This window comes from Rheinheimera sp., from assembly GCF_036782235.1.
Lineage (GTDB): Bacteria > Pseudomonadota > Gammaproteobacteria > Enterobacterales > Alteromonadaceae > Pararheinheimera.
This window is the reverse complement of sequence record NZ_DAIPZL010000007.1, coordinates 1-23,756: the sequence shown is the minus strand read 5'-3', so window position 1 is coordinate 23,756 and position 23,756 is coordinate 1. Positions and strand designations below refer to the sequence as shown.

General features: G+C 48.3%; 21 protein-coding genes. 6 read left to right on the top strand and 15 right to left on the bottom strand.

Going from position 1 to position 23,756, the window contains the following annotated elements:
• Positions 1–46 precede the first annotated feature (46 nt).
• From V7P87_RS09630 to pspA, 12 genes are all read right to left on the bottom strand, one after another.
• The gene (locus V7P87_RS09630; protein ID WP_333797242.1) at positions 47–1,069 is read right to left on the bottom strand and encodes a fumarylacetoacetate hydrolase family protein; all 1,023 of its coding nucleotides are present in this window, start codon (positions 1,067–1,069) and stop codon (positions 47–49) included.
• Positions 1,070–1,133: 64 nt separating this feature from the next.
• A complete protein-coding gene (locus V7P87_RS09625; RefSeq protein ID WP_333797241.1) occupies positions 1,134–2,273 on the bottom strand; it encodes a homogentisate 1,2-dioxygenase in 1,140 nt (379 codons plus the stop codon).
• Positions 2,266–3,339 (bottom strand): 4-hydroxyphenylpyruvate dioxygenase, encoded by a 1,074-nt coding sequence (gene hppD / locus V7P87_RS09620; protein ID WP_260656244.1) that lies wholly within the window; start codon positions 3,337–3,339, stop codon positions 2,266–2,268. The genes V7P87_RS09625 and hppD overlap by 8 nt, the downstream gene beginning before the upstream one ends.
• 217 nt (positions 3,340–3,556) lie before the next feature.
• Positions 3,557–5,119, bottom strand: coding sequence for a transcriptional regulator TyrR (gene tyrR / locus V7P87_RS09615; protein ID WP_333797240.1), 1,563 nt, complete (start codon positions 5,117–5,119; stop codon positions 3,557–3,559).
• Positions 5,120–5,267: 148 nt separating this feature from the next.
• Positions 5,268–5,609 carry a 4a-hydroxytetrahydrobiopterin dehydratase gene (locus V7P87_RS09610; RefSeq protein ID WP_333797239.1) on the bottom strand — a complete coding sequence of 114 codons (342 nt, stop codon included), beginning with the start codon at positions 5,607–5,609 and terminating at the stop codon, positions 5,268–5,270.
• A 43-nt stretch (positions 5,610–5,652) separates the two neighbouring features.
• Positions 5,653–6,444: a phenylalanine 4-monooxygenase gene (gene phhA, locus V7P87_RS09605; protein WP_296296499.1), complete on the bottom strand. Its 792-nt coding sequence runs from the start codon at positions 6,442–6,444 to the stop codon at positions 5,653–5,655.
• Positions 6,445–6,620: 176 nt separating this feature from the next.
• Positions 6,621–7,826: a methionine gamma-lyase gene (megL, locus tag V7P87_RS09600; protein ID WP_333797238.1), complete on the bottom strand. Its 1,206-nt coding sequence runs from the start codon at positions 7,824–7,826 to the stop codon at positions 6,621–6,623.
• A gap of 132 nt (positions 7,827–7,958) precedes the next feature.
• A complete protein-coding gene (locus tag V7P87_RS09595) occupies positions 7,959–8,978 on the bottom strand; it encodes a YcjF family protein (protein WP_333797237.1) in 1,020 nt (339 codons plus the stop codon).
• Positions 8,975–10,351, bottom strand: coding sequence for a YcjX family protein (locus tag V7P87_RS09590; RefSeq protein ID WP_333797236.1), 1,377 nt, complete (start codon positions 10,349–10,351; stop codon positions 8,975–8,977). Before V7P87_RS09590 ends, V7P87_RS09595 begins: the two co-directional genes overlap by 4 nt.
• Positions 10,352–10,396: 45 nt before the next feature.
• On the bottom strand, positions 10,397–10,807 hold the full coding sequence (pspC, locus tag V7P87_RS09585; protein ID WP_296296505.1) for an envelope stress response membrane protein PspC: 411 nt from the start codon (positions 10,805–10,807) through the stop codon (positions 10,397–10,399).
• Complete coding sequence (gene pspB / locus V7P87_RS09580; protein ID WP_296296508.1) at positions 10,794–11,036, bottom strand: envelope stress response membrane protein PspB; 243 nt, start codon at positions 11,034–11,036, stop codon at positions 10,794–10,796. The genes pspC and pspB overlap by 14 nt, the downstream gene beginning before the upstream one ends.
• Before the next feature lie 25 nt (positions 11,037–11,061).
• The gene (pspA, locus tag V7P87_RS09575) at positions 11,062–11,730 is read right to left on the bottom strand and encodes a phage shock protein PspA (protein ID WP_296296510.1); all 669 of its coding nucleotides are present in this window, start codon (positions 11,728–11,730) and stop codon (positions 11,062–11,064) included.
• Positions 11,731–11,914: 184 nt separating this feature from the next.
• Here pspA and pspF point away from each other — a divergent pair, with 184 nt between their 5' ends.
• The 6 genes from pspF to V7P87_RS09545 are packed head-to-tail and all read left to right on the top strand — an operon-like array spanning position 11,915 to position 18,306.
• Positions 11,915–13,012, top strand: a complete 1,098-nt coding sequence (gene pspF, locus V7P87_RS09570; RefSeq protein WP_333797235.1) for a phage shock protein operon transcriptional activator — start codon at positions 11,915–11,917, stop codon at positions 13,010–13,012.
• Complete coding sequence (locus tag V7P87_RS09565; RefSeq protein WP_333797234.1) at positions 13,009–14,616, top strand: ABC transporter substrate-binding protein; 1,608 nt, start codon at positions 13,009–13,011, stop codon at positions 14,614–14,616. Before pspF ends, V7P87_RS09565 begins: the two co-directional genes overlap by 4 nt.
• Positions 14,616–15,635 (top strand): ABC transporter permease, encoded by a 1,020-nt coding sequence (locus V7P87_RS09560; protein WP_333797233.1) that lies wholly within the window; start codon positions 14,616–14,618, stop codon positions 15,633–15,635. Before V7P87_RS09565 ends, V7P87_RS09560 begins: the two co-directional genes overlap by 1 nt.
• 1 nt (position 15,636) lies before the next feature.
• Complete coding sequence (locus tag V7P87_RS09555) at positions 15,637–16,530, top strand: ABC transporter permease subunit (protein ID WP_296296517.1); 894 nt, start codon at positions 15,637–15,639, stop codon at positions 16,528–16,530.
• The gene (locus V7P87_RS09550; RefSeq protein WP_296296518.1) at positions 16,530–17,528 is read left to right on the top strand and encodes a peptide ABC transporter ATP-binding protein; all 999 of its coding nucleotides are present in this window, start codon (positions 16,530–16,532) and stop codon (positions 17,526–17,528) included. The genes V7P87_RS09555 and V7P87_RS09550 overlap by 1 nt, the downstream gene beginning before the upstream one ends.
• Positions 17,521–18,306, top strand: a complete 786-nt coding sequence (locus tag V7P87_RS09545) for an ATP-binding cassette domain-containing protein (RefSeq protein ID WP_333797232.1) — start codon at positions 17,521–17,523, stop codon at positions 18,304–18,306. Before V7P87_RS09550 ends, V7P87_RS09545 begins: the two co-directional genes overlap by 8 nt.
• Positions 18,307–18,481: 175 nt before the next feature.
• Here the strand turns inward: V7P87_RS09545 and ppiD are convergent, their stop codons facing one another.
• From ppiD to lon, 3 genes are all read right to left on the bottom strand, one after another.
• On the bottom strand, positions 18,482–20,398 hold the full coding sequence (ppiD, locus tag V7P87_RS09540) for a peptidylprolyl isomerase (protein WP_333797231.1): 1,917 nt from the start codon (positions 20,396–20,398) through the stop codon (positions 18,482–18,484).
• 203 nt (positions 20,399–20,601) lie between these two features.
• Positions 20,602–20,874, bottom strand: a complete 273-nt coding sequence (gene hupB / locus V7P87_RS09535; protein WP_031565609.1) for a nucleoid-associated protein HU-beta — start codon at positions 20,872–20,874, stop codon at positions 20,602–20,604.
• A gap of 211 nt (positions 20,875–21,085) precedes the next feature.
• The gene (gene lon, locus V7P87_RS09530; protein WP_333797230.1) at positions 21,086–23,482 is read right to left on the bottom strand and encodes an endopeptidase La; all 2,397 of its coding nucleotides are present in this window, start codon (positions 23,480–23,482) and stop codon (positions 21,086–21,088) included.
• Positions 23,483–23,756 lie beyond the last annotated feature (274 nt).

Genomic DNA, 23,756 nt, shown 5'->3' with positions numbered 1-23,756 from the left:
TACCCATCTAGAGTAGCTTTTTGTCTGCATTATTGATCTTTGTGTTTCAGCTGCCTGGCTGATAAGCCACAACTTGTTGATCAATAGCACCAAAAACACTCTGCCCCTGCTCGTCCAGCACTTCAATGCGGATGCGATCACCAAACTTCATAAAAGCTGTGGCCGGTTTACCATCCCGAATGGTTTCAATCATCCGCACTTCTGCAATACAGCTGTAGCCAACACCACCTTCGTCAATCGAAGTGCCATAGTCAGTGCCCTGCTTGTTTGATACTGTGCCTGAACCGATAATAGCGCCTGCACCCAGGTTACGGGTTTTGGCGGCATGCGCCACCAACTGACCAAAGTTAAAGGTCATATCCACACCGGCATTGGGTTTACCAAAAAGTTTGCCGTTTAAATGCGACACCAGAGGTAAATGCAGTTTAGCGTCATGCCAGTGCTGACCCAACTCGTCCGGGGTCACAGCAACAGGGCTGAAGGCCGAAGCGGGTTTGGACTGGAAAAATCCAAAACCTTTAGCCAGTTCATTTGGAATAAGACCACGCAATGACACATCGTTGACCAGCATAACCAGACGAATTTGACTGGCGGCCTGCTCCGGCGTGCATGCCATGGGCACATCGCCGGTGATCACGGCCACTTCACCTTCAAAATCAATACCGTAGTCTTCAGATACGACTTCAATCTGATCTCGTGGACCGATAAAGTCGTCTGAACCGCCCTGATACATCAGCGGATCTGTCCAGAAACTTGGTGGCATTTCAGAGTTACGGGCGCGGCGCACCAGTTCAACATGGTTCACATAAGCACTGCCATCAGCCCACTGATAAGCGCGGGGTAATGGCGACTCACAAGCGGCTTCGTCAAACACAAACTCGTTTTGCACTGAGCCCTGATTCAGGCCCTGATAAACTTCGGCCAGAGCCGGTGCCAGGCTTGACCAGTGGTCCAGCGCATATTGCATAGTGGCAGCAAGATGTGGCACCGCCACTGCCTTTTTTAAATCGCGGCTGACCACCACCAACTGACCATCACGACTGCCATTTTTCAGACTGGCTAATTTCATAACTACATTTCCTATCAATTCAGTGAGATGGCAGCCTGAAATCGGATTTCAGGCTGCATTTTAATCAGGTGGCAGGTTTAATTTTCCAGCTGTTCACATAATCCGGATTTTCCGTCGCTTCAGCCGCTGGACCTACTTCCAGCGCATCGCGTGTATCCAGCATCACCGCCACTTCGTCAGTAAACTTTTTCCGGTACTCAAGGCCAGCTTGGAAGGCCTTTGGATGTGGGCCATGCGTAAAACCGGCCGGATGGAAAGTCACCATACCGCGTTCGATATTGTCGCGGCTGAAGAAGTCGCCGGCGTGATAAAACAGCACTTCATCATAATCGTCATTGTTATGATAAAACGGCACTTTTAACGCACCTGGGTCACTTTCAATCGGCCTTGGCACAAAGGTACAAACCACAAAACGCTGGGCCACAAAAGTAGTGTGCGCTGATGGCGGCAAATGGTATCTGTGACTCATTAATGGCCGGATATCCCGCCAGTTAATGCGTATCACCGATAAATCACCGTGCCAGCCAATCGCATCCAAGGGGTTAAAGGGGAAAGTCACTGTCGAGATTTTATTATGGCGTTTGATCTGAACCTTGGTTTCCACTTCGCTGTACTGGGCTTTAAAAGCGTCGTCAATTTTTGGTGTATCCAGCATAGCGGCATCAAAAATGGCATGATTACCCACCAGACCTTTTTCCGGCAGCTGGTATGAATCATTGGTCGCTTCAATCATCAGCACAAACAAAGGCTCATTTGGTACCAGGCGCCACATGGTCGACCTTGGGATCACCACATAGTCGCCATCACGCAAAGTTAAATGGCCATAGTCACAATAAAACTCGGCACTGCCTTCGTGAATAAACAGCAGATCGTCACCGTCGGCATTACGCACCAGATAATCCATCGGTTCGCTGATACGCCAGGTGCGCATTTTACAATGGGCATTGTGCAGTAGATCTGGAACTAACCACGGCGAATTGCTTTGATCTTCGCCAATCTGGTTAAAGTTAAACAGCCGTGGCCGCAAAGGCCCCTGCCAGTCACTCCAGCTGGTTGGCGCATGGGTATGATGCAAATGTGACGCCGGACCAAAAAAACCACTGCGGCCGGTTTCCCGCTCATAAATCGCCTGCTCAGGGAAGTCGGCATGTGCCTGACGCGACACATTACCTTCTTTAATCGGAAAGGACGCCCACTTACGCATCTGCCAGTACTCCACGACGGATTTGGTCTTCTTCAATGGATTCAAACAGGGCTTTGAAGTTACCTTCACCAAAACCTTCATTGCCTTTACGCTGGATAATTTCGAAGAACACCGGGCCAATCACAGTTTTGGTGAAGATCTGCAGCAAAATGCCGTCTTTTTCCGGCGCGCCGTCGATCAGAATACGCAGCTCACGCAACATGTCCACGTCTTCACCATGCCCAACAACGCGACTATTTACTTTGTTGTAATAAGTGTCGGGCGTTGGCATAAAGTCCATACCACGTTCACGCAAAGTCCGTACTGTTTTGTAGATATCTTCAGTGGTTAATGCAATGTGCTGGATACCTTCGCCTTTATATTCACGGATAAATTCTTCAATTTGTGATTTATCGTCTGAAGACTCGTTGATTGGAATACGGATTTTGCCACAAGGTGCAGTCATAGCACGCGACACTAAGCCGGTCAGCTTGCCTTCGATATCAAAATAACGGATCTCACGGAAGTTACCGATTTTTTCATAAAAACCAGCCCAAAGATTCATATTACCACGACGCACGTTGTGGGTTAGATGATCCAGCACTTCCAGGCCAACACCATGTGCCGACATTTCGGTCTGCCAGTTGTCGTAAAATTTAAAGTCGATGTCATACACCGAGCTTTGACCGTAACGGTCCACAAAATACAGAAGACTTGAACCAATGCCATACACAGCCGGAATATTCAGCTCCATAGGGCCAATTTGGTTTTTGTACTCTTTAGCACCATTGGCGACTGCATGTTTCAGTGCAGCTGCCGCATCTTTCACCCGAAATGCCATAGCACAAACACTTGGGCCATGCTCGCGGGCAAAAGCTTCAGCCTGAGAATTAGGTTCGGCGTTGATTATAAAATTGATATCACCTTGTTTATACAACCAGGCTTGTTTCGAACGATGCTGGGCAACTTCAGTAAAACCGAGAGAGGCAAATAGTTGTTTTAACTTGTTGATGCCTTCTGCGTCTGCTGCAGTGTATTCAACAAACTCAAAACCGTCGGTTCCTAAAGGGTTAATAGGGTCAAACATCAGCATACTCCAAAGATAAGGTCTTGTTTTATCCTTATATCTTGAAGCTATCCGCTAAAAATGGAAGGGTTCGGCTGCAGATGGGTAAAAGCGGCAAAAACAGCTGTTTTGTACGCTTTGCTATACGAAATACCGACTTTCCCGAAATCAGTAAAAAAAACGCCGGAATCATGGGATCCCGGCGCCATCAGAGTACAGATTACCGCACAAAGCGTAATTAAATTTTTACGCTCTTTCGGTTAATACCGTATTCGCGCAGTTTATTAGCCACAGCAGTATGGCTAAGCCCGAGTTTTTTCGCTAATTGCCGTGAACTTGGGTAAGCCGGAAACAACTTACGCAGCAAATTGGCTTCAAAACGTTTTACCGCTTCATCCAGAGTGCCATCAAAGTCTTTTTCCAGATAACCAAAGTCATTGGTGTAGCTCGGCAGCTGCAGTTGTTCTTTATCCAGTTCATACCCTTCAAGCAAGGTCACGGCACGATACAACGCGTTTTCCAGCTGGCGCACATTGCCAGGCCATGGGTATTGCTGAATAAACTGCGCACAGTCCTCGGTTAACCGTGGTGCTTTACGACCCAACCTGGCAGAAAAACGACTGATAAAAGCTTCCGCCAGCGGCAGAATATCCTGTTTGCGCTCCCGAAGCGGTGGTAAGGCCAGGGTTAACACGTTCAGCCGGTAATACAAGTCTTCGCGGAAAGTGCCTTCCTGCACCATACCGGGTAAATCTTTTTGCGTGGTACAAATCACCCGCACGTCAACCCGCACTTCGTTTTCATCGGCAATACGGCGGAAGCTGCCATCCTGCAAAAACCTTAACAACTTGGTTTGCAGCTCACGGGACATTTCCCCTACTTCATCCAAAAACACTGTGCCTTTATTGGCCTGTTCAAAAATGCCTTTTTTGCCTTCAACAGTGCCGGGGAAGGCATTAGGGCCATAGCCAAAAAGCTCAGACTCAGCAACATTATCGGGCATAGCAGCGCAGTTCACCGCTAAAAAAGGTTTACCCGCTCTGCTGCTTGCCGCATGGCAGGCCCTTGCTAACAATTCTTTGCCTGTGCCGGTTTCACCCACAATCAAAATAGGAGCATCGAGCTGAGCCATTTTTTTTGCTTCGCGCACCACACGCCGCATCACATTGCTGGTGGCCTGCAGGCTGTTAAAACTTTCCTGATCACCTTTTTTAAACACGACCATCTGCTCGCCTAACCGGCTTTCAGATTTTAGGTTGATCACAGCGCCTGCCAAAATCTCATGGCCAGATTCATCCGGTACCATCACTGGCAGAATATCGGCGATAAATCTTTTACCGTGCAGCTCAAGCCGACGGGTTTGCGCCAGCACATCGTCACTTTCCAGCCAGCGTAAAAAGTTAAAACCTTTGACCATGTTCATCAGCGACTGCCCGGCGACATCGGCAGCATTTACCGACAAAGCTTGTAATGCGGCTTCGTTAATAATGGTGACATTGGCTTTGGTGTCGATAGCAATCACGCCATCGGGCAGGGTTTTGAGCAAAGTGGATAATTCGTTATGTTCACGCTCTGAAGGCAAAAATGCGGTAGTTTTGACATCGTCCACGCCGGGAATACGGCGAATTTTTGCCATCAGCTCCTGAAACTTTTCAAAATCAACGGTCGGAAAAGCGACATACATCCGTCCGAGCACAGGGTCAACTTCGATGCCTCTTAAATCTATCTGATAATGCACCAGAATATTCAGAACTTCCTGCGCTATGCCAAGCCGGTCCTGACAGTGGATCTCTAAACGCATTGTCTCTCACACCTTTTACTGATGGGGATACTTCATGATACGGCATACTGCGCAAGGCAGACCAGTATTTTTGTAAACTATTGTGAACAATTTGCTGCAGGCAATAAAAAAGCTGCCGTAGCAGCTTTATTTATTGCTGATAAAAGCCTTAGTCGGCCAATAACTGGTCGGTTTTGGCGGCACAGATAAAGTCGTTTTTGTGCAGGCCTTTGATTGAATGCGACCACCAGGTGACAGTCAGCTTGCCCCATTCCAGCAGCAACGCCGGATGATGGCCTTCTTCTTCAGCCATTTGCGCCACTTTATTGTGAAAAGCCCAGGCTAGCTTGAAGTTCTTAAACTTGTAGCTGCGCTCCAGTTGCAAAATGCCATCTCGTACCACCGGCACCCAATCCGGCAACTGACGCATCAGTTCAGGTAATTCAGCATCAGATACTTTTGGTGCATCAGCGCGGCAGGCTTCACATTTCATTACAGCTAATTCAGTCATGGTGCTTCTCTGTTGTCCTTGTTGATCTTGTCATTACCGGCGCTTAGCTGGCTTTTTTCTGTTTGGGTTCAAATTTAGGCGCATGCATACCAAGGGCTCTTGCCTGTTGCACCAGCGCCATCAGATCCAGCTGAGCGATGTCGAATAAGTCACGGATCTTATTAATTTTAAAATAAATAGGTTGCATGATATCAATACGGTATGGCGTTCTGAGCACGTCAATGACATCCAGTGTTTTACGCTCTGGTATATCAGAATGCATGGCATATTGGGTTTCGCCAGGAGAGGATAAAATACCACCGCCATAAATACGCAGGCCATCGTCGGTTTGTAATAAACCAAACTCTATGGTGAACCAGTACAGACGTGCCAGATAGACCCTGTCTTCTTTGCTCGCAGCCAGGCCTAACTTGCCATAGATATGGGTAAATTCAGCAAAATCCGGATGGGTTAACATGGCACAGTGGCCAAAAATTTCGTGGAAAATATCCGGCTCCTGCAAATAATCAAATTCTTCTTTGCTGCGGATAAAAGTTGCTACCGGAAATTTTTTATTGGCCAGCAATTCAAAAAAGCGGTCGAAACTAATCAGCGCCGGCACTTCAGCACATTCCCAGCCTGTGGTGGCACGCAATACCTTACTCACTTCTTCCAGTTGCGGGATGCGGTCTGTGGGTAAATTAAGTTTTTCCAGGCCCGCCATATATTCATCGCAGGCTTTGCCTTTAATGCAGGACAACTGACGGTTGATCAGTGCACTCCAGATTTCATTTTCTTCGTCCGACCAGGCGATAAAACCATTGGCGTCCGATTGTTTTGACACATATTTACTCATGTTACGACCTGTTGATTCTGTTCTGCCCGGGACTCTGATGGCGGGCTTTGATGGCCGGATCCTAGATGATTGGGATCCGGCTGTTAATCATTGGTGGCAAAATCGGCACTGCAGCTTTGTAATTAATTTTTTACAGCAAATGCAAAATCAAAAAATATACCTTTGATTAATAACGATTATTTCTGCTGTTGCTGCATCTTTACCAAGGCCTGCTCCAGGTCGGCAATAATGTCTTCCACATGTTCAAGGCCTACCGAAATGCGAATCAGCCCATCGCTGATGCCCGCTGCATGACGTTCTTCTGCAGTGTAAGGACTGTGGGTCATAGACGCCGGATGTTGAATGAGCGACTCCGCATCTCCCAGACTGACCGCCAGACTCAGCAGCTGACATTGATTGATAAAATAACGGCCATCGTCGAGGCTGCCTTTTAGTTCAAAGGCAAGAACTCCACCTGCAGCTTTCATTTGTTTACCGATAAAACGATGCCCGGGATGCTCGGGTAATCCAGGGTAATACACCTGGTCTATCGCCGGATGTTTAGCCAGATATTCCGCCACACGCTGCGCATTAGCGCAGTGACGTTCCATCCGTACCGACAAAGTTTTTAAACCTCGGATAATTAACCAGGCATCATGCGGACTGATGGTTGCGCCCATATCTTTGAGCGTGGTCAGCTTAATGGTCTGAATTTTTTCTGCATCAGACACAATAATACCGGCCACCAAGTCACCATGACCGTTCAGATATTTCGTGGCGCTGTGCAGCACAATATCGATGCCAAATCGAGCTGGTTGCTGCAATAAAGGCGTCAGGAATGTGTTGTCAATTACCGATATAATGCCGTATTTTTTACAAAAACTGCCTAAAAACTCCAGGTCCAACACCACCAGATTCGGGTTGATTGGCGTTTCAGCAAACAACATTTTGGTGTTTGGCTTCAGTGCAGCGGCCACAGCGGCATGGTCGGTCATATCGACAAAACTGACTTCAATGCCATAACGGGCAAACTGATGATTAAAAAGCGCAAAACTACAACCGTAAATTGCTTTACTGGCAATGAGGTGATCACCCTGCTGCAAAAACGCCATAGTGGCAGCGGCCACTGCACCCATGCCGGTGGCAGTGGCTGCTGCATCCTGCATGCCCTCAAGGGCGGCAACTTTTAACTCCAGCTCGCGGGTGGTTGGGTTGCCAAGCCGGGTGTAGATAAAACCCGGCTCTTCACCGGCAAAGCGTGCAGCGCCCTGCTCGGCACTGTCAAACACAAAGGTAGAGGTTTGGTATAAAGGGGTAGCAAGTGCGCCATATTGGGCGTCTTTGACTTTACCGGCATGGATACATTGGGTTTCTGCGTGCTTAAACTGCTGTTGACTGCTCATAACAAAAAATACTGCCTTAGATGATTTATTTTTAATCAAAGCAAATTAGTTATATAGAGCACAAGGCATGCAGACATCTGTCTGTCTGCATTTACAGCAAATCCAATGGTGAAAAATGCGCTGATGTAAAAATTAGTTTGCAGTTGTCCCTAGTTTGAGTTTTTTCAATAAATCGCTGGCAATTTGGCGCAGCAGCATGGGCTCTGTGGTTTTGGCCGGTAAGGGCCTGAGTTCCTGCTGGGCAAAACGGCCAAGCCTTGCCACCAGCACAGCAGCAAGTACGCCCTGCCCCAGCCGCGCCGATAACTTTCCGGTAAGTTCAGCGCCCAGTAAATCGCTGCCAACATCAATGGCCATCTCACTGGCGCCGGTAAAAAACAACGTTTTGATGCATTTTTTTATCATGCGCAGACTGCGCAGCTTGCCCATTGGAGCGCCATATAACAACGAAATTTCTCTGAGCATCAAACTGCCACGCCACAGCACCAGCAACATATCAGCAAGCGCAAAGGGACTCAGCGCCACTGCAACACCGGTTTGCATCGCAGCCTGACGGATTTGTTGTTCTACCTTCGTGTCTAAAGGCGTCAGCACAGTAGTGTCAAACAGCTTCAGCACTTCGGCATCACTAAACTCGGCTTTGTGCTGCTGCTTAAACTGTTGCCACAAGGGGTCAACAACGGCTTGTTGCTGCATACTTTGCTGGATCTGCTGACACATTGGCATGGCTTCACCAAACTGCACTGACTGCTCCAGCCGCTGTGTTGCCAAACGCCATTGTTGCCGTTGCTGCAAAGTGCGGCCAAGCCGCCACTGCTGATAACCAAAGCGGGCCAGCAGTGCAGCGCTGAAAAAGGTCAGTGCCGACACCAGACAGCCTTGTAATAATCCGGCTTGCCAGCTGTCGGCGACAAAAGTTCCCCACTGCCATAGCGCCAGCACACTGAGACTTGCCAGGGCGCCGCCCCACCAAAACAACTGTTGTGTTGAGGTTTTCTGCGGTTCAATGCTGTCTGGCGCTGCGGTTTCAGTGGCAAAATCGGCTTGCTCAAACTGTTGTGCCGGCGCCAAAGCCTGCTGCTCAGGCGCTTTTGCCTGCAGCGCGCTAAAAGCGGCTTCATCAAATACCACGGCTTTTTTTAGTTCGGTCATGTCATATGGTCTCCAATCAGAAACTCCAGTGCCTGATCCAGACGTAGATGCGGCAACACCTGTTGTGGCATTGGTCTTGGTAAAAAAGCCGGAAAAGCAAACTGGTGATGCGCAAACAACAAGGGTGACGGCATAGACCAGGGCACTTCACCGGGGAACAGCGTTATAGTTTCGCCACTGTGAGCGGCAATGCCCCGCAAACAAGGCTGCGCTCCTTCTGGCGTCTGTACCTGCCCAAATTCGCTACACACCACAGCTGACAGCGCCATGGCCTCAGACTGACAATATTGATAACGGCTATCCTGCAGCGGCTGTTGCAACAACTGCTGCAGCAATAAGGTCAGATTTTTATGTTGCTCCGGTGTCAGCTGATCGGCCTTGCTGGCGGCAAATAACACCTTACTGATGCGCGGTTTAAACAAACGCCGCCACCAACCAGTCGGACCATATTGGAAACTTTGCAGAATCAGCATTAACGCCTGTTGCAGTTCCTGCAATACGTCATAACCCGCGTTTAAAGCAGATAAACAATCCACCAGCACCACCTGATGGTCAATGCCAGCGAAATATTGTTGATAAAACGGTGTGATCACCAGCTTTTGATAGCTGATGTAATGTTGCTGCAACCGGCTTAATAATTTTGATGGCTGCTGCAACTGCGACGGTAATAACGGCAATAACTGCAACAGCGGCGTGCCAGCAAGCTCGCCGGGTAACAACAGCCGGCCAGGCTGCAACAGGCAAGCATGACTCTCGCTGCGAAATTTCTGCAATAACTCACTGTATCTATTAGTAAGTTGTTGTAACTGCTGTTCGGAGTCATCGTTGAGATCGAGCTGTGCCAAATAAGCGGCAAACTCAGCGCCAAGAGCAGCCCTGTGTGGTTTTTCAAACAATTGCCAGCTGAACTGGCACCAGCTTTGGTAATCCTGCGACAACATCGGCAAATCCAGCAGCCATTCGCCGGGATAATCCACCACATCCAGTTGCAACGAACGATAATCCGTGAGCTGTGCTGCCAGACCACCGGCAGCTTTATAACGCAGGTTCAGCGACAACTGACTCCAGCTGCTGGTCGAAGCGGGCCACTGCCCTTGCTGTAACTGCAGCAGATTGCTTTCATAAGGAAAACGGGGGGTTTGCATGTTTTGCAAACTATCAATGCGACCGCCGAGATATCGTTGTTGGATAAATGGCGAGAAAAACGGCAGTTGCACTGAGGCGACAGGTGCTGTCAACTGATTCACCAGGCTGGTAATAAAAGCTGTTTTGCCAGCACCTGATAAACCTGTGACACCGAGCCTGAGATGACGATTAAATACACGTTTGGTAAATTGTTGACTTTGCTGCTGGAACTCTTGCCAGATCTGCATCTGCCCTCCCGATGCCGCCAGATGGGAGCCACCCGAAGGTGGCTGTCAGAGCCGGTTAAACTCGCGGTTTAACTGGTATTTACTCGAAGTTACATAACGCTCCATCACACGCAGTCTTTGCTCAATATGGTCAAACTGCTGCTGCAAATGGTTCAGCGCTTGTTTTGGTGCTTCACCCCGTTGCCAGATCCGGGTTTTCACTTCGACCGGTCTGTCTACTTTTGGCACAGGAGGCGTACCTTTTCGGGCCTCCGCCACCGATTTTTTCTCCAGCACTATCCAACCGACAAAATACAACACTGGTAAAAAGCTGCCAAAACCAAGCAACACAGATGCCAGTGCCACCACCCGGACTAACCACAGCTCCCAGCCAAAGTAGTCGGCGATACCGGCGCAGACGCCGGCGATTTTGCCGTTGCGGTCATCCCGCAACAATTCTTTTTTAACTGTGCTCATGCTCACGTCTCCAGTTTGGCGACTCTGCGTCCAGAATGGCTTCCAGCGTTTTAATACGGTCGGCCATTTTTTCCGCTTTGCTCGACAGGTCATTGAGCTGCGCCAACTCACTGTCTGACAAACCTTCAGACATTTTGTTTTTGCTGCGATAGTGCATGATGACCCAGATTGGTGCCACAAAGATCATAAACAGGATCAGTGGTATACCAATAAACTCGTTAATTTCCATGTTGGTACTCCCAAACGCCTGATAATCAGGCGTTATTGTCGTTATTCAGTTTTGCTTTTAATGCAGCCAGTTCTGAGTCAATTTTGTCCTGAGCGGCCAGCTCGGCAAATTCATCACGCAAGGTTTTTTTACCTAAGTCGTAAGATTCAACCTGAGCTTCCAGTGTGTCAATTTTTTGCTCATAACGCTCGAACTTATACATTGCATCGTTTAAGCGGTTGCTGTCTAACGATTTTTTAACTTCTAATCTTGAAGCCACTGTTTTTTGGCGCATCAGCATCGATTTCTGACGGGCTTTCGCATCAGCCAGTTTTTCCTGCAGCTGTGCGACTTCGTCCTGTAATTTGCTGACATGCGCATCCAGATTGGCGATATCTGCAGTCACTGCAGTTGCCTGATCTGCTGCTTTTTGTTTTTCCACCAGTGCAGAGCGGGCTAAATCATCACGATTTTTTGACAAAGCCAGTTCAGCTTTTGCCTGCCAGTCGGCAACTTCTTCTTCCAGGCGGTTCACCACACGTTGCAGTTCTTTTTTCTCAGCGATGGTTTTAGCTGAGGTTGAACGCACTTCAACCAGTGTGTCTTCCATTTCCTGAATAATTAAGCGCACCATTTTTTCCGGATCTTCCGCTTTATCTAATAAAGCGTTGATGTTTGAATTCACGATGTCTGAAAAGCGAGAGAAAATACCCATGATAGTTACCTCATTAATTGTCGGTGTTTTACGCTTTTACTTATTCAGGTTTCTTGCCAACTTGCAAAAAAGTTATATCCACTTGTTTTTATTGAGATTTATTTATTTTTCGATAGTTCTTCTGAAAAAGCTCATTTTGAAATAGACTACTAATTAGCAAATTTAACCAATTAGTAGCAGGGATATGGGCAGGTCACTTCAACAGGACAATCTTATTGGACAAGCCAACAGTTTTTTAAACGTGTTGGATCAGGTTTCACAAATAGCACCGCTGAATAAACCCGTATTAATCATTGGCGAACGGGGGACAGGTAAAGAGCTGATAGCAGCCCGTTTGCACTATTTATCCCAGCGCTGGGATCAATCTTATCTGACACTGAACTGCGCTTCTCTGAATGAAAACTTATTGGAAAGTGAGTTATTTGGTCACGAGGCCGGTGCTTTTACCGGCGCCAGTAAAAGGCATGAAGGCCGGTTCGAAAGAGCCAACTTTGGCACCCTGTTTTTGGATGAGCTGGCGAACACACCTGGCCTGGTACAGGAAAAACTGCTGCGGGTCATTGAATATGGTGAATTTGAGCGGGTTGGTGGCAGCAGACCTATTAAGGTTGATGTGCGACTGATATGCGCCACCAACGAAGACTTGCCCGGCATGGCTGAACGCGGCGAGTTTCGCGCTGACTTGTTAGACCGCCTCGCCTTTGATGTGATCACCCTGCCGCCCATGCGCGAGCGACGCGAAGATATTCTGCTTTTGGCCGAACATTTTGCCATTAACATGGCACGGGAACTTAATTTTGAGCTTTTCAGCGGTTTTACCGAAAAAGCCAAACGTATGCTGCTTGACTACGACTGGCCGGGCAATGTGCGTGAGCTGAAAAATGTGGTGGAACGCAGTGTCTATCGCAGCAACAACCCTTATGTGCCGGTGCACCAGATTTTATTTGACCCTTTTGAATCGCCGTTCAGACCCCTCAGCAGAGTCAGAACCAATGACAGAGTCAGTACTGCCAGCGAAGTTGTGGCAGTAGCCAAAACTCCGGCTTCGGTGGATAATGCCGCGCCGCCAAGCCGCGAGCCGGCGCCAGCACAAAATGTGATTGATTTTTCACAAACCCAGGACTTTAAACAGCTGTCGGAACAGTTTGAAGTGACGCTCATTAAACAGGCGCTGGCGGCTTGTCAGTACAATCAGAAAAAAACGGCAGAAGCACTGAACCTGACTTATCATCAGCTGCGTGGTTATATGAAAAAATACAAACTGTTAGACAGTCAACAATGAATATTTACCAGCGTCTGACTTTAGTCTGCCTGACGAGCCTGCTCACCAACGCTTGTCAGCCAGATCCTCATGATACTGGCGGTGCCGGTCTGGTGTATTGTGTTGAAGGCTCACCCGAAAGCTTTAACCCGCAACTGGTTACCTCAGGCACTACTATTGATGCCATCAGCCAGCATTTGTATGACAGGTTGCTGGATATTAACGCCCAAACCGGCGAATTGCTGCCGGGTTTGGCCACCGGCTGGCTGGTCAGCAACGATGGCTTAAGTTATAGGTTTCAGCTGCGGGAAAACGTGGTTTTTCACCACACTGAGTATTTTAAGCCCAGCCGCACACTTAATGCCGATGATGTTGTTTTTACCTTTAACCGTATTTTGTTGCCACAACATCCATTTCATCAGACCGCCACTGAATATCCTTATTTTGACAGTATGGAATGGCGCCAGCTGGTGGCTGAAGTCAAGGCGATTTCCCCGTACGAAGTTGAGTTTCGTCTGAATAAACCTGACAGTTCGTTTTTGTCGACTCTGGCAACAGACTTTGCCGCTGTGTTGTCGGCCGAATATGGCGCTAAGCTTCAGGCAGAAAATAAACTGCCGGATCTTGACCATCTGCCTGTAGGCACAGGACCCTTTTTCTTCCGGCACTACCAAAAAGATGTCTTAATTCGTTATTACCGCCATCCACAGCATTGGCGCCAGGGCTCTAATCTGCAACAACTGGTGATTGATATAGTGCCAGACAGCACCAAAAGAGTGGCCAAATTATTAACCCATGAATGTGATGTGGCACCTATTCCACGACTGGCAGAGCTGGAACTATTGTCAAAGCGTCAGGATTTTGTGGTGGATGTGCAAACCAGTATGAACGTGGGTTATTGGGCTTTTAACACACAAAAACCACCGCTGAATAATGTAAAGGTGCGCCAGGCACTGGCACTGGCTGTGAATAAACAGAATATTCTGCAGGCGGTGTACTTTGGTCAGGCCGAACAGGCTGATTCCTTATTGCCTCCCAATTCATGGGCTTATCAAAAACCGCAGCTCACCGAAGCCTACAACCTGGAAAAAGCCAAAGCCCTGCTGGCAGAAGCGGGTTTTGCCAAAGGATTTAGTCTGGATATCTGGGCTATGCCGGTACAAAGGTTGTATAACCCCAATGCACTAAAAATGGCGGAACTGATGCAGGCCGATCTGGCGCAGATTGGGGTCAAAGCCCGGATCGTTTCTTATGAATGGAACACCTTCAGACGCAAACTGACTCAGGCTGAACATGACTCGGTGTTGATTGGCTGGTCGGCCGACAATGCCGATCCGGATAACTTCTTACGGCCATTATTAAGCTGTGCTGCAGCAGTGTCTGGCAGTAACAGAGCCAACTGGTGTGACGAACATTTTGACAATCTGCTGCAACAAGCGGTGAATACCGCAGATTTAAATGAACGGCGGGCCTTTTATCTGCAGGCACAGCAGTATCAGGCACAACAGATGCCGCTGATGCCGATTGCCCATTCCAAGCGTTTTCAGGTGCGCAGCAGCAATGTCAGCGGCGTTGCCATTAACCCTTATGGCGGCGTTAATTTTGCAATGGCAGGAAAACACTGATGATTTTACATTACCTGTTCAGGCGTTTGTTTTTACTTGCTTTTGTCTTTGTAGCCCTGACTATTTTTGCGTTTAGTCTGGGTTATTTGTTCCCCGGTGAGGTGCTGTCAAACTTTACCGGTCTGCGCAATATCAGTCCGGCGGATGAAGTGGTGCTGACCAGGCAGCTGGGGCTTGATCAGAGTTATCTGCAGCAATATTTGTTATTTGTACAACGTTTGTTGCAAGGTCAATGGGCTTTATCTTTTTCCAGCCAGCAGAATGTGTTAACCGAGATGCTACAGGTGATGCCGGCCACCCTTGAGCTGGCTGCTTATGCACTGTTTTTGTCTTTGCTGGTCGGTATTCCGCTTGGCATTATCGCAGCGGTTCGCAAAGATAAATGGCTGGATAAAGTGATTTCCACTTTGGCGCTGATTGGTTTTTCAGTGCCTATTTTCTGGTGGGCTTTGCTGCTGATTATGGTGTTTTCATTAAGCCTTGGCTGGTTACCAACCTCAGGCCGGCTGGGCGTTTTGTATGAAATTCCAACCGTAACAGGTTTTATGTTGCCGGATATTTTATTGTCCGAGCAGAGTTACCGGCAGCAGGCCTTGTGGGACGCTATCCGCCATATGTTATTGCCTGCTGTGGTGCTTGCCACCTACCCCACTACAGTGATGATCCGTTTTACCCGGGATTCGATGCTGGATGTCCTGGATCAAAACTATATTAAAACCGCCAGAGCCAAAGGATTAACCCGGTTACAGGTGTTGTACACTCATGGCCTTCGCAATGCGCTACTGCCAGTGACCCGTCAGGTGGGCCTGCAATTTAGCACCCTGATCACCCTTGCCATGATCACCGAGGTGATTTTCTCCTGGCCAGGTATTGGCCGCTGGCTGATCGACAGTATTTATCAGCGTAACTTCCCAGCTATTCAAGGCGGTGTGCTGCTGGTGTCGTCTTTGGTGATCCTGGTGAACATGCTGACGGAAATTATGCATACGCTGTTTAACCCTCTGGCCAGGAAGTTCTGATATGAAAAAACTCCGGCTGTATTACGAGGAACACAACAAAGGCCCGCTAAAGTTATTGTGGAAGCACTTTGCACCACAACATTTTGCGTTTTTTGGCCTGGTGTTATTAGTTATTTTGCTGGCACTTGCGGTGCTGACGCCTTTTTTAACACCCCATGACCCTTACCTGCAGAATTCTCAGCTGTTGCTGCTGCCACCATCCTGGCAGGACTCAGGTATGGTGTCTTATCCGCTGGGTACCGATGATTTGGGCCGCGACCTGATGTCAAGACTGATGCTGGGGGCCAGTTACACCTTTGGCCTGGCCATTCTGGCAGTGTTGGGTTCTTTGTTGGTTGGCCTGGTACTTGGGGCACTCTCCGGCATGAGCAAAGGGGTTAAATCGAGTATTTTTAACCACTTGTTAGATTTAGCCCTGACTATTCCTTCGTTGCTGCTGGCCATCGTCATAGTGGCGGTGCTGGGGCCTGGCTTACTTAATACTATCTGGGCCATTATGCTGGCACTGCTGCCGCAATTTATCCATGGTGTACGCAACGCTATCGCACAACAGCTAAAACAGGATTACGTCACGGCCTACCGGCTTGATGGCGCCAATCAACGACAATTGTTGTTTTCCGTGATTTTACCCAATACCTGGGAGCAATTAGTGCTGATGGGCACTATGGCACTTTCCACCGCAGTGCTGGATATAGCGGCGCTTGGCTTTCTTGGTATTGGCGCCCAGTCTCCGACAGCCGAATGGGGCGCTATGATTGCCGACTCGCTGGACTCCATCTATCTGGCCCCCTGGACAGTTGCACTGCCAGGTTTATTAATTTTTGTCACGGTACTGGCGGTTAATCTGGTAGGCGACGGCCTGCGGGTTGCGATGAAAAAACGGCGGGAAAACTGATGCAATTATTGGATATCCGCAATTTAACGCTGGAGCTGGAAACACCGGATGGTTTGGTGCGGGCTGTGGACAGGGTAAATTTGTCGTTACGCGAAGGTGAAATCCGTGGATTGGTTGGCGAATCTGGCTCAGGGAAAAGCCTGATCGCCAAAGCCATTATGGGTGTTTTGCATCAGCGCTGGAAAATATCGGCTGATCGTTTTCACTGGTGTGGTCAGGATTTACTCAGGTTATCTTACGACGAGCAGCGCCGTATTATCAGCCGTGATATAGCGATGATTTATCAGGAGCCAAGCCGCAGCATGGATCCAACCTCTCCTATTGGAGAACAGTTGGCTGAGGCTATCCCGGATCATCAGCTCGAAGGTGTGTCCTGGTGGCAGCGTGGTTATGCCCGTAATAAAAGAGCCATTGCGTTATTACACAAAGTGGGGATCCGCGACCATGCGGCAGTGCTCAACAGCTACCCTTATCAGTTGTCGGAAGGTGTTTGTCAGAAAATCATGATAGCGATGGCGATTGCCAAAAGCCCAAAACTACTGATAGCAGATGAACCGACAACTGCGCTGGAAAGCACCACTCAGGCGCAGCTATTCAGGCTGCTTGCCAGTTTTAATCAGCTCAAAGGCACCTCTATTTTGCTGATCAGCCACGAGCTTGAAACTGTAGCGCGCAATACCGACACTCTGAGTGTGTTGTATTGTGGTCAGCTGGTGGAGGCCGGCGACACCGCTACCTTGCTAAAACATCCGCTGCACCCTTATACCCATGCGCTGATTAAAAGTGTGCCTGAGTTCCAGCCTGAGCTTGGTTTTAAACAACAGCTGTATGCTCTGCATGGCAGTATTCCAACACTACAACATTTACCTATTGGCTGCCGGCTTGGGCCACGTTGTCCCAATGCCCGTAAAGAGTGTGTCAAAACACCTGTGCTGGAGCGGTTGCAAAACCACTATTACAGTTGCCATTTTCCAATGCAGGAGCAAGCAGATGAGTGATCAGGTAAAAAGCAGTGATCTGATCAAGGTCAGTCATCTGAGTAAAAGTTACCAAAAAGCACTGGGACTGTTCCGGCATAAAACCATTCAGGCATTAAGTGATATCAGTTTTACCCTAAAAGCAGGTGAAACTCTGGCCGTGGTCGGTGAAACCGGCTCTGGCAAAAGTACCTTAGCCAAACTACTGGTGGGTATTGAACAACCGGACAGCGGTGAAATCACACTGGCAGGTCAGGTGGTCAATTGCCGTGATTTTCATAAGACAAACCATCAAATCCGCTATATTTTTCAGGATGCTGCCCGCTCCCTGAATCCAAATCAGAAGATATCCGACATTCTGCATGATGTTTTAAAATACAGCACTGTGCTCAGTGAGGAACAACGGGAGCAGAAAATTTCCGACACCCTGAAGTTATTGGGTCTGCTGAACGAGCATGGTAACTATTATCCGCATATGTTTTCCGGCGGACAGCTACAACGGGTGGCGCTGGCAAGGGCCTTGATCCTGGATCCGAAAATCCTGATCCTCGATGAAGCGCTGACCGCCCTGGACCCTTCCCTACGCGCACAGATCGTCAATTTATTGCTGGAGCTGCAGCAGAACACCGGCCTGGCTTATTTGCTGGTCACCAACCAGCTTCGGCTGGTACGCCATATTGCCGACCAAACATTGGTACTGCACCAGGGGCAAAGTCTGGATTATGGCCAGACCAACGACGTATTTAACAACCCACAGCATGACTACAGCCGAAAACTCATCAACAGCTTGCAGTATTAATGCTGACTGACAAAAAAGCCTGCAGCAGCTAAAGGAGATAAAACCCCTGCCATCGCTGCTGTAAGGTGCTTAACGCTCAGTCAGGGCCTGTCAAAGTGTGTGATAATCCCCTGCCAGGCTTATACAGCCGAAAAAAAACCGCCTGACGGCGGTTTTTCGTTTGATAAGCTCTCGCTTATAAATCTTCGCTGGTCATAGCCGGCAGCTTACGGACTATTTCCGCCTGCGCTTTTAACGCCTGCTGTACAGCACCAAAATGTGACTGCCCCATTTGCTGGGCAAACTGCTGCAACTCTGCCACTGCAGGTTCTGTGGTAGCGGCAACTTCAGTCACTTTAGTGACCAGAACCAGTGCAACATCACCAGAGCTCAACTCTGCAACCCCTACCGACATCGGCTTAGCTTCAACAGGTTTTGCCAGCTCAAAGGCTTTGGTACGGATTTGTGCATCTAAAGCACCGCCAAAACGTGGTGTGGCAGCTGACACTTCCAGTTTTAAACCATCTGCAGTTAACTGAGCACGTAAATCTTTGCCTTCGTTAAACACTGCCAGCAACGATTCTGCTTTGGCTTTAGCCTGCTTGCTGCTTTCTGCAGCTGTCACAGCTTTAACCACTTCGGCTTTTACTTCATCAAAAGATTTGGTTTTGGCGCTTTGATGTTCAACCAGCCGAACCACCACCACATGTTCATCACTTAGAGCAATCACATCGCTGTTGGTGCCTGAAGCAATAAATTCTTCGTTAAATACTTTATCGAGGAAAGCTGGTACGGCAAAAGGCGCTTTGGCAGTATCGCGTGAGAACAGTGGCAGCTCTTGCACTTTAGCATTTACCGCAGTTGCTGCTTCTTCCAGATTATCCGCCACTTCAAAGCTTACTTCAGCCAGCTTTTGCTGCAGTTCAGCAAACTTCTCAGCCGCTTTTTCTTTTTGTACCGTCTGCTTAATTGCATCCTGTACTTCGGCCAGAGGCTTCACTTGCGCGGCTTCAATTTCAGTCAGTTTGATAATGTGATAACCAAAAGAGGTTTTCACAACAGGGCTCAGATCACCTACTTTTGCCATTGCGTAAGCAGCTGCTTCAAACTCAGCTTCCATCACACCTTTGCTGATAAAGTCCAGATCACCACCGTTTTCCGCAGAAACAGTATCAGCAGAATTAGCTTTGGCCACTGTGGCAAAATCAGCGCCGGCTTGGATCTCTTTTAACAGCGCTTCCGCTTTGGTTTTTACTGCTGCATCTTCTTCAGCCGCTTCCAGCAGGATATGCGAGACACGACGACGCTCTTCAGTCTGGTATCTGTCTTTATTGGCTTCGTAATAAGCAGTTACCTCGGCATCAGACACTTCGATAGCTTTTGCCAAATCGCTGCTGTTCAGCTCAACATACTGCAATGACACCTGCTCTGGTGTGGCATAAACGGCTTGATTCAGCTGATAGTATTCGTTCAGCTTTTCATCGGTAATTTCTACTTTAGCGGCAAAGTCGCTGGCTTTCAGTGTGACATATTCAATGTCACGGTTTTGCTGTTGTAACGTCATCAGGGTTTTTAATTCACCCGGCAGTGCAAATTCAGAACCAGCCAGACCCACCATCAACTGATTACGGGCAAATTGTTCACGCAGAATGTCACCAAACTGATTTGGTGTCAGGTTATTCTGACGTAACAGCGCGTTATAACGTTCGTTATTAAATACACCATCGACCTGAAACTCGGTCATTTCAGTAATGGTTTTTTTCAGCAGCGTATCGCTGATTTTTAATCCGAGTGCATCTGCCTGCTGCTTCAGCAGCGTTTCGTCGATTAAACGTTCTAACACTGAATTACGGAAATTATTCATGTACTCAGGATCAGCGGCCAGCGATGAAAACATATCGCCAAACTGTTGCTGCATTCTGGCACGTTCGTTCTGATAACTCTGTTCAAACTTAGCGCGGCTGATTTCTTCGCCATTGACCACTGCAACAGACTGATCGCTGTTGTTCGCAAAATAGCTGCTAACGCCGGACACGGCGAATGTCAGGATCACCAGGCCCAGAATGACCTGAGCAACAATCCCTTTTGAACCTTCTCTGATCTTTTCTAACATGCTTGCTTCATCTCTTTTAACGGCAATGACGGGCTTAAAAAAAAGGCGCATCTTAACAGATGCGCCTTTTTTATAGAAGCTGTAACGGAACTGTCGATATGCGCGCTAAGGTTTAACTCACTTATCATTTCAGCTTGTCATACAAGCCTTACTGTTCTTTTAGCTTAGCTACTGTACCAGCGCGCCGGTACAGCATTCAGGTTTTAGTTAACGCTGTCTTTTAACGCTTTGCCTGGCTTGAAAGAAGGGATCTTCGCAGAAGCGATTTGGATCGTCTCGCCAGTTTGTGGGTTACGGCCAGTACGGGCTGCACGCTCACGCACTGCAAAAGTACCAAAACCAACCAGCGCAACTGAGTCACCTTCCTTTAAAGCTTCAGTAACGGCTTCGATGAACGCGTCAAGAGAACGACCCGCTGCCGCTTTAGAAATGTCTGCACCAGCAGCAATTTTGTCGATAAGTTGAGACTTGTTCACAATATCATCCCCTTCAATTGTTATTATTTTCTACAACCAGATTGTAAATACATTCTTGTAATGTCGGCTTTGTTATATCAAGCATCGGAAACGCTTGCAAGCACTAATACAATGGACTTGAAAATTTCTTGGTGTCCCGCCAGCCCTTGTCACACAAGGGCTGCAACGAAACTGCCCCTAAATTAGCACAGCCTGAGCGTTTGAAAAGCCCCTAAACCACATTTTTTTGGCTTTTTTTAGCTTTTACGCTGGTTTTTTCCACATTTAACACGGACATACCCGTTGGTGGTTCCTGTAATGCCAACTCCAGCACTTCATCAATCCACTTCACCGGACAAATTTCGATATCCCCTTTGACGTTATCCGGAATATCTTTTAAATCCCGAACGTTATCGTGAGGAATTAAAACGCGTTTAATGCCACCACGATGTGCTGCCAATAATTTTTCTTTTAAGCCACCTATTGGTAACACTTCACCACGCAGCGTAATCTCCCCTGTCATGGCCACATCAGCCCGCACCGGATTGCCTGTTAAGGCCGACACTAATGCTGTGACCATCGCAATACCTGCGCTTGGACCATCTTTTGGCGTGGCGCCTTCCGGCACATGGATGTGAATGTCGCGTTTTTCGTAAAAATCTTCATTAATACGTAAAGTTTCAGCACGACTTCTGACCACTGTCATCGCCGCCTGAATCGACTCTTTCATCACATCACCGAGTGAACCTGTGTGGGTAAGCTTGCCTTTACCCACCACAGCAGCGGCTTCAATGGTCAGTAAATCACCGCCCACTGAAGTCCAGGCCAGGCCTGTTACCTGACCAATGCGGTTGCTATCTTCCGCTTTGCCGTAGTCAAAGCGCTGCACCCCGAGGAATTCCTCGAGATTGGCCTGATTCACCACCACTTTATTACCACTCTTGCCGAGCAGAATTTGTTTGACGGCTTTACGGCATAACTTTGAAATTTCCCGCTCTAAACTCCGTACCCCGGCTTCACGGGTGTAATAACGAATAATGCCGATAATGGCGCTGTCTTCAATGGTCAGCTCACCTTTTTTCAGACCATTACGTTCAATTTGTTTATTGATCAAATGCTGTTTGGCGATGTTCAGCTTTTCATCTTCGGTGTAACCCGACAAACGAATCACTTCCATCCGGTCCAATAACGCTTCCGGGATATTCAGGCTGTTACTGGTGGCAAAAAACATCACGTCTGATAAGTCATAATCGACTTCCAGATAGTGGTCGCTAAAAGCTGAGTTTTGCTCCGGATCCAGCACCTCCAATAAGGCTGCTGCAGGGTCGCCGCGGAAGTCTGATGCCATTTTGTCAATTTCATCTAGTAAAAACAGCGGGTTGCGAACGCCTACCTTCGCCATTTTCTGGATAATTTTACCCGGCATAGAACCAATGTAAGTACGTCTGTGACCACGGATTTCCGCTTCATCCCGCACGCCACCAAGCGCCATGCGCACATACTTACGGCCCGTTGCTTTAGCAACAGACTGACCCAGTGAGGTTTTACCCACGCCCGGTGGGCCAACCAGACACAAAATTGGCCCTTTAAGTTTATTGACCCGCTGTTGTACCGCCAGATATTCCAGAATACGTTCTTTGACCTTATCCAGGCCATAGTGGTCTGCATTAAGAATTTCTTCAGCCAAAGCCAGGTTCTTTTTCACCTTGGAGCGTTGTTTCCATGGCACCTGAGTTAACCAATCGATATAAGAGCGCACCACTGTGGCTTCTGCCGACATTGGTGACATCATTTTCAGTTTGTTGAGCTCAGCTGATGCCTTGTTTTTGGCTTCTTCCGGCATCTGCGCCGCTTCAATTCTGCGGTTGATGGCTTCAAACTCGTCCGGCGTATCGTCCAGCTCACCCAGTTCACGCTGGATGGCTTTCATCTGCTCGTTCAGATAATACTCACGCTGGCTTTTTTCCATCTGTTTTTTGACACGACCACGGATGCGACGCTCAACCTGCAGAATGTCGATTTCGCTTTCCATCATCGCCATCAGGAATTCAAGACGTTCTGTCACGTCGATGATTTCCAGCACTTTTTGTTTGTCTTCAACCTTGAGCGGCATATGAGCCGCCATGGTATCGGCCAGACGCGCTGCGTCATCAATACCGGATAATGCCGTTAAAACTTCAGGCGGGATTTTTTTATTCAGTTTGATATAACCTTCAAACTGATTGACCGCAGAACGCACGAATACTTCCTGTTCACGGCTGTCCATTTCCGGCGTTGGAATGACCTCCACATTCGCCATAAACAGATTTTCGGTTTCGGTAAAATCAACCAGCCGGGCACGGCGACCGCCTTCGACCAGCACTTTGACTGTGCCATCCGGCAACTTTAATAACTGTAAAATAGTGGCGACTGTACCAACACGGAATAAATCGGCTTCTGCCGGATCATCCAGCGTGGCGTCTTTTTGCGCGACCAGGAAAATTTGTTTTTCGTTGTCCATGGCGGCATCAAGACATTTAATAGATTTCGCCCGCCCGACAAACAATGGGATCACCATGTGGGGATAGACGACAACGTCACGTAACGCCAAAACCGGCATGTGCAAACGTTCGACTGTTGCTTCTGTCATTTAGTCTCTCTCGAATTAATTACTGCAGGCGTGATTAACAAAGTATATGGGGGCGCTCATTGTGACTTCAATGCACAGTTTAAAAAAAGCATGGAAAACATCTGTGTTTTCAGCCAACTGCCCAGCTACTAAGCTTTTTTACGCAGCAAAGCCGCCTTGGGGTCATTTGGATAGCAAAAAATCTGCTTTGCTGAGATAGACTTGTTGTGCAGAGTTCAGAGTAAAAAACCACCTCCATAGGAGGTGGCTTTGCAAAAGGCCCCCTAGAAGGGGG

Coding starts and splice junctions, on each gene's coding strand:
- V7P87_RS09630 (WP_333797242.1), bottom strand. CDS start 1,069: ATGAAATTAGCCAGTCTGAAAAATGGCAGTCGTGATGGTCAGTTGGTG.
- V7P87_RS09625 (WP_333797241.1), bottom strand. CDS start 2,273: ATGCGTAAGTGGGCGTCCTTTCCGATTAAAGAAGGTAATGTGTCGCGT.
- hppD (WP_260656244.1), bottom strand. CDS start 3,339: ATGTTTGACCCTATTAACCCTTTAGGAACCGACGGTTTTGAGTTTGTT.
- tyrR (WP_333797240.1), bottom strand. CDS start 5,119: ATGCGTTTAGAGATCCACTGTCAGGACCGGCTTGGCATAGCGCAGGAA.
- V7P87_RS09610 (WP_333797239.1), bottom strand. CDS start 5,609: ATGACTGAATTAGCTGTAATGAAATGTGAAGCCTGCCGCGCTGATGCA.
- phhA (WP_296296499.1), bottom strand. CDS start 6,444: ATGAGTAAATATGTGTCAAAACAATCGGACGCCAATGGTTTTATCGCC.
- megL (WP_333797238.1), bottom strand. CDS start 7,826: ATGAGCAGTCAACAGCAGTTTAAGCACGCAGAAACCCAATGTATCCAT.
- V7P87_RS09595 (WP_333797237.1), bottom strand. CDS start 8,978: ATGACCGAACTAAAAAAAGCCGTGGTATTTGATGAAGCCGCTTTTAGC.
- V7P87_RS09590 (WP_333797236.1), bottom strand. CDS start 10,351: ATGCAGATCTGGCAAGAGTTCCAGCAGCAAAGTCAACAATTTACCAAA.
- pspC (WP_296296505.1), bottom strand. CDS start 10,807: ATGAGCACAGTTAAAAAAGAATTGTTGCGGGATGACCGCAACGGCAAA.
- pspB (WP_296296508.1), bottom strand. CDS start 11,036: ATGGAAATTAACGAGTTTATTGGTATACCACTGATCCTGTTTATGATC.
- pspA (WP_296296510.1), bottom strand. CDS start 11,730: ATGGGTATTTTCTCTCGCTTTTCAGACATCGTGAATTCAAACATCAAC.
- pspF (WP_333797235.1), top strand. CDS start 11,915: ATGGGCAGGTCACTTCAACAGGACAATCTTATTGGACAAGCCAACAGT.
- V7P87_RS09565 (WP_333797234.1), top strand. CDS start 13,009: ATGAATATTTACCAGCGTCTGACTTTAGTCTGCCTGACGAGCCTGCTC.
- V7P87_RS09560 (WP_333797233.1), top strand. CDS start 14,616: ATGATTTTACATTACCTGTTCAGGCGTTTGTTTTTACTTGCTTTTGTC.
- V7P87_RS09555 (WP_296296517.1), top strand. CDS start 15,637: ATGAAAAAACTCCGGCTGTATTACGAGGAACACAACAAAGGCCCGCTA.
- V7P87_RS09550 (WP_296296518.1), top strand. CDS start 16,530: ATGCAATTATTGGATATCCGCAATTTAACGCTGGAGCTGGAAACACCG.
- V7P87_RS09545 (WP_333797232.1), top strand. CDS start 17,521: ATGAGTGATCAGGTAAAAAGCAGTGATCTGATCAAGGTCAGTCATCTG.
- ppiD (WP_333797231.1), bottom strand. CDS start 20,398: ATGTTAGAAAAGATCAGAGAAGGTTCAAAAGGGATTGTTGCTCAGGTC.
- lon (WP_333797230.1), bottom strand. CDS start 23,482: ATGACAGAAGCAACAGTCGAACGTTTGCACATGCCGGTTTTGGCGTTA.